Raw genomic sequence first — 10,788 nt, 5'->3', positions numbered from 1 at the left:
ATCTGCGGGATGTCCTCGCTGTTGCGGGGTCACGACAGTACCCGAGGCGGGCGGCCAAGGCATGGGCGAACCAGACGTCGACGTCGGCCTGGACGTACCCGCCGGCTCGCCGGGTCAGCTCGTCACGGACCGCTTCGCCCCCGGTACGCGGCTCGGCCTGCTCCAGCGGCTCGCGCAGCGCTTGGAGCTCGTCGGCGCGGGCCGCGCTCCGCGTCGCTTCGCGCAGCTCGGCCTCGCGGGCGGCGGCGGCCGCGGCGTCGGCGGCGAGCTCGGCCTGGACGACGTCATCGGTGTCCGGGTCGTAGACGGTGCCTGCCGGGGCGGCGGCGAGCAGCGGGTCCAGGCGCTCCCCCTCCGCGAGTTCCGCCCGGCCGCGTACGTCGTCGGCCAGGTCCTCGAACCGGGAGCCCTGCCAGGGCGTCGAAGCGGGCGTCCTCGAGGGCCGCCGCGACGGCGCCGGCGACCATCCCCTTCGCCCGCGCCGTACGACGCGGCGGCCGATCCGGACGGGGCCGACCGGCTCGCGGAGCGCGGGGCGAGCGAGCGGCGGGCGGTGCGCCGCGGCCAGGGCGTGGTCATCTTCGGCCTCGTATTCGTGGTGCGGATTCGAAAGCGGGCCGCCGTCCAAGCGCTGTGCGGCGGCCCGCCGGATCGAGCCGAAGCCCAGGAGTTGTCACCCAGCGGAGCCGCGTGAGCCGGCGAAGCGGAACAGTCGAAGCAGTCTGGTTGTCACCACCAAGGCATTCGACTTGTCACAAACGCTCGATCAGCTACTCGGCGAGACTGCGGAACAGACCTTCGAGGTCCTGTTCGCCGTCCCGGGTCTGGGCGCCGTCGGCCAGCCCGGCGCCCATGAGCTGCGCTGTGGCGGGGCGGAATACGAGCCCGGCCCAGGCGTTGTCTTCCCGCGCCAGGCCGTCGGAATGATCGCGGACTGCGATGGCGTGCTTGGCTGCCGCGACGACACCGTCGGGCAACGCGGCGATGTTACCGGCCAGGCGGTCGACGAATTCGTCGAGTTGGTCGGCGGGGACGGCTCTGACCCCAGCCGTACCGCTCGGCTGTCTCGGCGTCCATCAGGTCGGCGCCGAGCACGATCTCCAAAGCGCGGTTACGGCCGACGCGCTCGGTGAGGTACTGCGTGGCGCCGCCGCCGGGGACGATGCCCATGAGGGCTTCGACCTGACTGAGCCCGCCCTTGCCGATCGCCGCAAACGCCATGTCTGCGGCCACGACGAACTCGGCTCCGCCGCCGCGCGCCTTGCCCGCGACCTTGACGATGGTCACCTGAGGCTGGTGGCGCAGCTGCTCCGCGACGGCCTGGAAGACGTTGACGCCGTCCGGCAGGTTGGCCATGAGTCCGGCGAGGGCGTCCGGGGTGGCGGTCATGTCGACGTGGGCGAGGAAGAAGTCGGGGTCCGCGCTGTCGAACACGATCACGCGTACGGTGGCGTCGCCGGCCAGCGTGGTGAGCAGGCGCCGCACGTCGGTCATGACCGCGACGCTGAGGACGTTGACCGGCGGGTTGTCGATCGTGACGTACGCGACTGCGTCCTTCTGGCTGACCCGCAAGGTCTCGTAGGTGTCGTGGCCCATGAATTTTCTCCTAGGTATGCAACAGGACCCTGGTTCCTGTTGCATACCTATGGTGAAATCGCCTTTGACCTGCGTCAATAACGCACTTCAAGCATCCCAGGGATCGTGGAGGATACCGCCATGGCCACTTCCGAGGCCGTCTACCGGGCCATCGCCGAGCACGACGTGGTGTTTCGGTCCCACTGTCCGAGCCGGCCGATCCTCGATCAGATCGCCGACAAGTGGTCGATGATGGTGATGGCGGTCTTGGTCGAACCACGCCGGTTCAACGAGATCAAGCGCCGCCTCGAGGGCGTCACGCAACGCGTCCTCACGCAGACCTTGCGCCGACTCGAACGCAACGGGATGGTCGAGCGCCGCGTGCTGCCGACCTCGCCGGTCGGCGTCGAATACTCGCTGACCTCCCTCGGCGAATCCCTGCGCGAGCCGTTCGCTCACCTCTACGACTGGACCGTGGCGAACGCCTCCGAGATCCGAGCACGCCAGCGCGACTACGACCAGCGAACCCCGCGCTGACACCACCTGAACCCGCGGGCCTCTAGGGGGTCGAGGAACATCGGAACGAAAACCGGCGCTAAGCCCTCGTCGTTCCTGGTGGACGGCTGACGGGGTGTCGGTGGCGGGACGGGTCTGAGGTTGTTCCACGGATAGGCCGAGGTATCCGGCCCCGGCGGCGAGGGCTGCAAACTCGTACTCCGGCATCGCCGGGACTCCTGATCGGTGAACGTGGGCTCGACTGTCGAAGGGTGAGTGCCTGCGAGGGGCCTTCTGCGTGACCTCGGTGCCAGATCTCTTTGAGTTTTCCTGGTCGGGCGGAAGGGGCCGTTCGGGCGTGCTCGGGGCGGACAGCGGCGGTGGCGTCAGGGGAATGTCAGTTCAGGTACTGACGTAAGCGCGCCGTCGGTCGGATGTCAGTCAGCTGACGGAGGCTGTCGGTACGGTGGCCGAGCCATTCTCGTGGAGACATCGAATCCGCCCGGTACCCGGGCGGGACCACGAGGAGCGGACCATGAGCACCATCGCGCAGCACTGGATCAACGGACAGTGGACCGGCTCCGGCTCGGTTCTGGAATCGATCAACCCGGCCGACGGCACCGTCGTCGGCTCGTTCTACGACGGTGGCGAGGCGGAGGCCTCGGCCGCCGTGGACGCCGCCGCCGCCGCGTTCGAGGCCACCGAATGGGCGCGCACTCCCTCGCTTCGGGCGGCCGCACTCAGCCGGCTGGCCGACGCCCTCGAGGCCCGGGTGCCCGAGGTTGCGGCCATGTTGTCCCGGGAGAACGGCAAGCTGCTGGGTGAGACCACGTGGGAGGTCAGCGGTGCGGTCGGGTGGCTGCGGTACGCGGCGGCCTCTGTGCGCACCCAGACCGCCGGGCGCGCCGCCGAGACGGCACCCGGCCAGTACACCCACTCGGTGCCCGAGCCGCTCGGTGTCGCCGGGATCATCTCTCCCTGGAACTCCCCCATCATGCTGACCGTGCGGGCGCTGGGTCCGGCGCTGGCCGCCGGCTGCACCGTCGTGGTCAAGCTTCCGGCTCAGACGGCGCTGACCAATGAGCTTTTCGCGCAGGTCCTGGCCTCGGTCCCGGAGATCCCGGCGGGCGTGGTCAGCGTGTTCACCGAGTCCGGCAACACCGGGGCCCCGTTCCTGGTCTCCTCGGACAAGGTCGACGTGATCAACTACACCGGCAGTACGCCGGTCGGGCGCCGTATCGCGGCTGCGGCCTCCACCACGCTCAAGCGGCTCGGTCTGGAACTGGGCGGCAAGGCGCCGATGGTGATCTTTCCCGACGCCGATCTGGACATGGTGATCCCGACCGTGGTGCAGTCGCTGGTGCTGATGAACGGGCAGTTCTGCTGCACCGGCTCCCGCGTACTGGTTCACCGGGACATCGCCGACCAGGTGCGCACCCGACTCACCAGCGCGCTCGCGCAGGTGCGGCTCGGGTCGGGCGACGACGAGAAGGCCCAGCTCGGCCCGGTGATCGACCGGGCGTCCGCCCAGCGGGTGGACGCGATCGTCGAGGAAGCCACCTCGTACGGCACGGTACTGCTGCGCGGCGGTGTGGTCACCGACGGCCCGCTGGCCGCCGGCGCGTTCTACCGACCGAGCCTGGTCGAGGTGGACCGCACCGACGTCCGGATCGTGCAGGAAGAGGTCTTCGGTCCGGTCCAGACGTTCGAGGTCTTCGACGACGAGGACGACGCCGTGACCAAGGCGAACGCCACCATCTACGGCCTGGCCGCCTCGGTGTTCAGCTCGGACTCGATGAAGGCCCGCCGGATCGCCCGGCGCATCCGCACCGGCACGGTATGGATCAACACCTGGGGAGCCATCAGCGAGGACTTCGAGGAGGGCGGCGTCAAGGGAAGTGGTTACGGCTACCTGTGCGGCCCGCGAGCGATCGAGGAGTTCCAGGCCCTCAAGGTGTACGTGGAGCAGGACCACACCCAGTCCGCTCACTGATCAGATCATGACCTGGCCCGGCGCCCGCCTGGGCGCCGGGCCGTCCCCTGCACGGGAAGGTTGCACCAGGCGTCGATTCTGATCACCGGAGCGAACGGTCCTGGTCTCGCTCTGGCTGAGGAGCTTGCGGAAGCCATGCACCAGTTGCTTCTGCAGGGTCGCACCGTGCCCCGCAGCGACTGCTGCCGATCGCGCAGCGTTTCGGGACCGGGCAACACATCGCCGACCTGTCCGCTCTGGCCGAGACCCAGCGACTCGCGGCCGAAGTGGCGGCACGGCACCAGCAGCGGCTGGCGGTGAACCGCCTGAGCCCTGTGCTGCTCACCCGGCAGCTGCTGCCGCTGTTGCGCGCGGGCAGCCCATCACGCAGCGCCAACATCGCCTCGGTCGCGCAGGAACCGACGGAATCAAAACGATACGCAGCATCCGATTTGGAGTGGTCCATGAACGAGAAAATTGTTTCCCATGCCTACGGTGCCGACGATCCTGGACTGTCGAGCCCACCGGCAGTGACAGACGTCCGGCACACGCTCCGGGAGCAGAGCCGGAACGGGTCCGCGAACGCCGAACCCCGGCCCGGCCCCACCGTTCCGGCCGCCGTCCGGCGTTGGAAGCTGTGGCTCCTCACCGTGTGCGCTATCTACCCCACCATCGTCCTGCTGGGCCTGGCCACGAACCCTGTTCTGGAGGATCTGTACCTGCCGGTGCGACTCGCTGTACTCGTCCCGGCAGCGGCAGCAGCGATGGTCTGGCAGATCAATCCCCGACTGCAGCGGTATTTCGGAGCTTGGCTCACCCGATGACAAGCAGCCCGGCTCCGCCGCCGGTGTGCTCCGCGGCGCCCGCACACCACAGACCACTGCGCAGGCTCACGGCGCGAGGCCGCGACGAGACCCACCGCGGCGTCTCCTCACTGGAGCTCTTCTTCGACCTGTGCTTCATCGTGGCCATAGCCCAGGCAGGCGCCCAGTTGGTGCACGCCGTAGTCGAGGGACACACGGGCGAGGGGATCCTCAACTACTTGATGATCTTCTTCGCCATCTGGTGGGCGTGGATGAACTTCACGTGGTTCGCCTCGGCTTACGACAACGACGACGTGCTGTACCGGATCGTCACGCTGATCCAGATAGCCGGCGTGCTCGTCCTGACGGCAGGCGTCTCCCAGGCGTTCGAGGAACACGCGTACCTGGTCGTCATCCTGGGCTATGTGATCATGCGGCTCGCCATGACGGCGCAGTGGCTGCGCGTGGCACGGTCGAGCCAGGGCCCCGAGCGGACGATGGCGCTGCGGTACGCCATCGGGCTGTGCCAGATCGGCTGGCTGGGGCTACTGGCCCTGCCGGAGGCCGGCCGCCCGTGGGTCTTCCTGGTGATGGCACTGCTGGAGATGGCCGTACCGCTGTATGCGGAGCGGGCCCACCCCACGCCGTGGCACCCCCACCACATCGCCGAACGGTACGGGCTGCTCACGCTCATCGTGCTCGGTGAGACCATCGCGGCGGCCACCGTCGCCGTGAAGTCGGGGATCGACGAGCACGAGGCCCTGGGTGAGTTGCTGCCCATCGCCGCCGGCGGACTGCTGATCATCTTCGCCGCGTGGTGGGTGTACTTCGCAGTCCCCATCCACGGGCACCTCCGGTCCAACCGGCAGTCCTTCCTCTGGGGCTACGGCCATTACCTGATCTTCGTCTCGGGTGCCGCGATCGGGGCCGGCCTGGAGGTGGCGGTGGAGCAGGCGGTGGGCAAGACGCACCTTTCGGCGCTGTCGGCGTCGGCGGCGGTGACACTGCCGACAGCGCTGTTCCTGCTCACGGTGTGGGCGCTGCACTCGCGCTTCTACAAGGTGGGGATCGCCCAGCAGTCGGTGCTGCCGGCCACGGCACTGCTGGTGGTCGTCTGTACGTTCCTGGGTCACTGGGCGGTGCTCGCGGCGGGGCTGATGGTGGCGCTGGCGGTGGCAGCCGGGCTGACGCTGACGGCGCTCGGGGCGAGCCCGGAGCGTGGGAAGGGCGACGAAAGCGCCGCGGTGCCAGTTCTGTGAGGGAACCCCCGCCGTCGCGGGAACCCGGCCGGCACGGCGTACGGCGGCGCCCGTGCCGTGCGCCCGGCGCACCTGCTCAACGACGGCGACACGTTGTTCACGCCGACGACAGGGATCCGTCCGTCTTCGTCGCGTCGGACGTGGACCGTGCGCTGTCCGCTGGTGTGGGCGCGGGAGGCGAACTGCTCGACGAGTCGTTCATCATGACTGCGCAGGCCTCTGGAGGACGGTGACGAAGGGGCGGTAGCCGGAGACGACCATGTCGGCCGGGACCTTGCCGGGCGGGGGAAGACCGGAGCGATGGTCCGCGTGACCTTCGTGCTGTCGTTGCGGTGGGGACGCAGCGCCCGGCTGGTGTTCTGCATGGTCTTCGTCTGGGAGCTGCGGGTGCCGGCGAAGCAGATGGTTTCACACTCCGTTTCCTGGCGGGTGCGATAATGCCTGGTCAAGTGCGTGGCTGGTGGTTCGACTGCTTCGCGAGGCATGGCGAGGGAGACGGCGGATGTGGGCGAAGTCAGGGACAGGCATGGGGATCGGCCCGACCGGGCTGGTCGGCCGGGAGGGCGAGCTCGCCGAGCTCGCGGCGTTCCTGGACACGGCCGGGACGGACGGAGCCGCCCTGCTGCTCACCGGTGATGCGGGCGTGGGGAAGACGGCGCTCCTGGACGCGACCGCCGAGCTGGCGGTGGCGAAGGGAGCGCGGGTCGTCCGCGGGAGCGGCGACGAGTACGAGACGGACATCAGCTTCGCGGGACTCCATCAGCTCGTCGGCTCGCTGCCGAACGAGCTCGGTCGTCTGCCGCGTTCCACGCGGGAGGCCCTCGATGTCGCCCTCGGTCTCGGCGCCGGTCCCGCGCCGAGCCGGATCGCCGTCCTGAACGCGGCACTGTCCCTGTTCGACGAGGCCGCGAAGGAGCGGCCGTTGCTCCTCGTGGTCGATGACCTTCATGCCGTCGACCAGGCGAGCCGGTCTGTGGTGGGTTTCGTCGCCAGAAGACTGGTCGGTCGCCGCATCGGGCTGCTCGGAGCGCAGCGGGCGGAGTCCGGCGAATCCTTCCGGTCCACCGGTCTGCCGGAGCTCGAGGTCGCGCCGCTGGGTGACGCGGATGCCCTGCGGCTGCTGTCCCGGCGCTTCGCCCACCTCCCCCGTCGGGTTCTTTCGACCTTGGCGCACGAGGCGCAGGGAAACCCCCTGGCGCTGCTCGAGTTCGCCGGGTCCGCCGGGGCGTCCGGCGGCCAGCACGGCCAGGGGGCGGGGTGGGCGAGCGGCCAGGGACGGGACGTGCGCGCTCTGTACGGCGCCCGCGTCGAACGACTGCCGCGGAGAACGCGTGAGGTACTGCTGCTCGCGGCCCTCGAGGGTTCCGGCGACATCGGCGTTCTCGAGGCGGCCGGCGGGCCCGGCGGGCTCGACGGGCTCGCTCCCGCGGAGCGCGACCACCTGGTCATGGTCGCGGAGAACGGCCGCACGGTGCGCTTCAGGCACCCGCTGGTCAGATCCGCGGTGGTCGACGGTTCCACCGGCGAGCAGCGGCGCAGCGCCCACCGTCGGCTGGCCGACGCGCTGGCCGACCAGCCCGAGCGGCGCGGTGACCACCTCGCGAGAGCCACGACGGCGCCCGACGAGGCGGTCGCCGCCGTCGTGGAATCAGCGGCCCGCAGCAGCCTGCGACGCGGTGACGCCGACGGCGCGATCGCGAGGCTGCGGCGCGCGGCCGAGCTGAGCACCGACCGGGCAGTCCGCAGACGCCGCCTGTCGCAGGCCGCCTACGTCGCCGCCTGGGTCGCGGGTCATCTGGAGGTCAGCCACGAGATCATGCGTGAGGTCGGGGGCGATCCGGCGGCCCGGTCGCTCTCGGCGGCCGCGACGGCCGGTTTCCTCGTGCTCGTCACGGAAGGGGACGCCGACACCGCCCACGCGCTGCTGATGGAGGCGATCGAGCAGGCGCCGATGTCGCCCGGTCCGCCGTCCGGCGAGCTGGAGACCGCGCTGTTCACCCTCACGCTCGCCAGCCAGTACTCGGGCCGGCCCGAGCACTGGCAACCTCTGGTCGACGTGCTCGCCCGGGTCCCCGAGGCGGCGCCCGCCGCCGCGGCGTCGCTGGGGCGCGTCCACCACGACCTCGGCTCCGTCACCGACGGCATGCTGCACCACCTGGACGAGGAGATCTCGCGGCTGAGGGACCAGAGTGACGCCGACGTGGTCATCCGCACCGCCCTGACCGCCTCGTACCTCGACCGGCTTCCGGGCTGTCGCGAGGCCGTGTCCCGGGTCATACGCGACGGCGGCGCCGTGGGGTCGAGCATGCCGGCCCTGATGTTCGTCGCCCTGGACGACCTCTACACCGGCCGGTGGCAGGCGTCGGCCGACGCCGCGGACGAGCTCATCGCGCTGTCCGAGGAGACGGGGTACCACTTGTTCGCCCAGGTGGGGCACTACGTCGCCGCGATGGCCGCGGCCCAGCGCGGCGACCTCGACGCGTGCCGCCGCCACTGCGAGGCCGTCTGGGGGTGGTCGGGTCCCAGGGGCCTGCGGCGGCTGGAGAACTGCGCCCACCAGGCGGCGGCCCGGGCTGCCCTGGGCGCCGCCGACTTCGAGACGGCCTTCCGGCATGCCACGGCGATCTGCGCCCCGGGTGTGCTGCCGCCGTTCAACCCCGAGGCCGTGTGGTCCGCGCCGGACCTCGTCGAGGCCGCCGTGCGCACCGGGCGGCACGCGGAAGCGCGACGGCACGCGGACGCGCTGCGCGACGCCGGTGTCGGCCACCTCTCGTCGCGGCTCGCGCTGAGCGCGGCCACGGTCACGGCGATGACATCGGCTGCCGACGACATGGTCCGGTGCTTCGAGGAGGCTCTCGCACTGCCGGGCGTCGAGCAGTGGCCCTTCGAGGTCGGCCATGCTCATCTGGCGTACGGCGAAGCGCTTCGCCGGCAAGGACTCAACCGTGACGCCCGGGTGCAGCTGGCCGCCGCCCGCGACCGCTTCGAGGAACTCGGGGCCCGTTCGTGGGAGGCCCGGGCCGCTGCGGAGCTTCGCGCCACCGGCATGACGCGGACCGGGCGGGGCAAGGCCGGTGAGGCCCTCACCCCGCAGGAGCTGGAGGTCGCCAGGCTGGCGGCGACGGGGCTGTCGAACCCGCAGATCGCGTCGCGTCTGTTCCTTTCGCCGCGGACCGTTTCGTCGCATCTCTACCATGTGTTCCCGAAGCTGGGGATCACGTCGCGGGCCGAGCTCCGCGACGCTCTGGAGGCGCTGCCTCCCGAGCCTTCGGCCGCCCGGCTGTGAGGGCTACCGGTCGGGTCTCAGCACTGCCCCGGTACTGACGTAAGCGAGCCGTCGGCCGGATGTCAGTCAGCTGACGGAGGCTGTCGGTACGGTGGCCGGGCCATTCTCGTGGAGACATCGAAACCGCCCGGTGCCCGGGCGAGACCACGAGGAGCAGACCATGCCGTTCGTCACCGCCAGCGACGGAACCGAAATCTTCTACAAGGACTGGGGCACGGGCCGGCCGGTCATGTTCCACCACGGCTGGCCGCTGAGCTCGGACGACTGGGACGCCCAGATGCTGTTCCTCGTCCAGCACGGCTACCGTGTCATCGCCCACGACCGCCGCGGGCACGGGCGCTCCGCCCAGGTCGGCCACGGGCACGACATGGACCACTACGCGGCGGACGCCGCCGCCGTGGTGACGCACCTCGGCCTGCGCGACGTCGTCCACGTCGGCCACTCCACCGGTGGTGGAGAGGTCGCCCGGTACGTCGCCAGGCACGGTGCAGGGCGGGTCGCCAAGGCCGTCCTCATCGGAGCGGTCCCGCCGCTCATGGTCCAGACCGAGTCGAACCCGGGAGGGCTGCCGGTCGAGGTCTTCGACGGCTTCCGCGAGGCCGTGGCCACCAACCGCTCCCAGTTCTACCTCGACCTCGCCTCCGGGCCGTTCTACGGGTTCAACCGCCCGGGCGCGGACATCTCCCAGGGCGTCATCCAGAACTGGTGGCGTCAGGGAATGACCGGCAGCGCGCAGGCACACTACGAGGGGATCAAGGCGTTCTCGGAGACCGACTTCACCGACGACCTCCGGGCGATCGACGTGCCCACGCTCATCATGCACGGCGACGACGACCAGATCGTCCCGATCGCCACCTCCGCCGAGATGGCCATCGGGTTCGTCAGGAACGCGCGCCTGAAGGTCTACCCGGGGCTGTCGCACGGCATGTGCACCGTGAACGCCGACACCCTCAACGCCGACCTCCTCGACTTCATCGAGAGCTGACACCGGCCCGGTACCGCCGTACAGCCCGTCAGCACGGAACAGAAAAGGAATCACCATGACCGCAACACCCACCGGCTACGTGACCGTCGTCTGGGACGCGAAGGCGAAGGCGGGCAGGGGAGCCGACCTCAAGTCGTTCATCACCGACGCCGTCACCCCCTCGCGCAACGACCCCGGCAACATCGACTACGAGGCCCACGAAGTCGAAGGCAGGCCCGGCGAATTCGTCATCTACGAACGCTGGGAGACCCGCGCCCACCTCGACGCCCACCTCGACGCGCCCCGGATGCGGGAACTCGTCCCGCAGATGCTCGAACTGATCGACGGATCCATCGAGGACGGCATCCGCCTGCTGCGCCCGTTCCGTCCCGCCCACTAGCGCCGGACGCCCGCCGGCAGTAGCGGCCGTTCCG

10 protein-coding genes are annotated in these 10,788 nt (G+C 70.3%); 7 read left to right on the top strand and 3 right to left on the bottom strand.

Annotated features, from left to right (window positions below; genetic code table 11):
* The 3 genes from IH13_RS45195 to IH13_RS38930 form a co-directional block, all read right to left on the bottom strand.
* A partial coding sequence (locus tag IH13_RS45195) for a hypothetical protein (RefSeq protein ID WP_158791414.1) occupies nt 1-628 on the bottom strand: 628 nt, incomplete at its 3' end.
* Nucleotides 629-770: 142 nt separating this feature from the next.
* Complete coding sequence (locus IH13_RS45850; RefSeq protein WP_324605205.1) at nt 771-977, bottom strand: hypothetical protein; 207 nt, start codon at nt 975-977, stop codon at nt 771-773.
* 10 nt (nt 978-987) lie between these two features.
* The gene (locus tag IH13_RS38930) at nt 988-1,596 is read right to left on the bottom strand and encodes an enoyl-CoA hydratase/isomerase family protein (protein ID WP_324605204.1); all 609 of its coding nucleotides are present in this window, start codon (nt 1,594-1,596) and stop codon (nt 988-990) included.
* A gap of 120 nt (nt 1,597-1,716) precedes the next feature.
* Between IH13_RS38930 and IH13_RS0130650 the strand changes: the two genes are divergently transcribed.
* The 7 genes from IH13_RS0130650 (at nt 1,717) to IH13_RS0130620 (ending at nt 10,754) form a co-directional block, all read left to right on the top strand.
* On the top strand, nt 1,717-2,112 hold the full coding sequence (locus tag IH13_RS0130650; RefSeq protein ID WP_031089386.1) for a winged helix-turn-helix transcriptional regulator: 396 nt from the start codon (nt 1,717-1,719) through the stop codon (nt 2,110-2,112).
* 493 nt (nt 2,113-2,605) lie between these two features.
* Complete coding sequence (locus tag IH13_RS0130645; RefSeq protein WP_199814898.1) at nt 2,606-4,063, top strand: aldehyde dehydrogenase family protein; 1,458 nt, start codon at nt 2,606-2,608, stop codon at nt 4,061-4,063.
* 296 nt (nt 4,064-4,359) lie between these two features.
* Nucleotides 4,360-4,866 (top strand): putative antibiotic biosynthesis monooxygenase, encoded by a 507-nt coding sequence (locus tag IH13_RS41530; RefSeq protein ID WP_199814897.1) that lies wholly within the window; start codon nt 4,360-4,362, stop codon nt 4,864-4,866.
* A complete protein-coding gene (locus IH13_RS0130640; protein WP_031089381.1) occupies nt 4,863-6,104 on the top strand; it encodes a low temperature requirement protein A in 1,242 nt (413 codons plus the stop codon). Before IH13_RS41530 ends, IH13_RS0130640 begins: the two co-directional genes overlap by 4 nt.
* Before the next feature lie 526 nt (nt 6,105-6,630).
* Nucleotides 6,631-9,390, top strand: a complete 2,760-nt coding sequence (locus IH13_RS0130630; protein WP_234433448.1) for an ATP-binding protein — start codon at nt 6,631-6,633, stop codon at nt 9,388-9,390.
* Nucleotides 9,391-9,550: 160 nt separating this feature from the next.
* Complete coding sequence (locus IH13_RS0130625; protein WP_031089378.1) at nt 9,551-10,375, top strand: alpha/beta fold hydrolase; 825 nt, start codon at nt 9,551-9,553, stop codon at nt 10,373-10,375.
* Between the two features lie 55 nt (nt 10,376-10,430).
* A complete protein-coding gene (locus tag IH13_RS0130620; RefSeq protein WP_031089376.1) occupies nt 10,431-10,754 on the top strand; it encodes a putative quinol monooxygenase in 324 nt (107 codons plus the stop codon).
* Nucleotides 10,755-10,788 lie beyond the last annotated feature (34 nt).

Source organism: Streptomyces sp. NRRL WC-3549, from assembly GCF_000721935.1.
Classification (GTDB): domain Bacteria; phylum Actinomycetota; class Actinomycetes; order Streptomycetales; family Streptomycetaceae; genus Streptomyces.
This window is presented reverse-complemented; position numbering and strand designations above follow the sequence as displayed.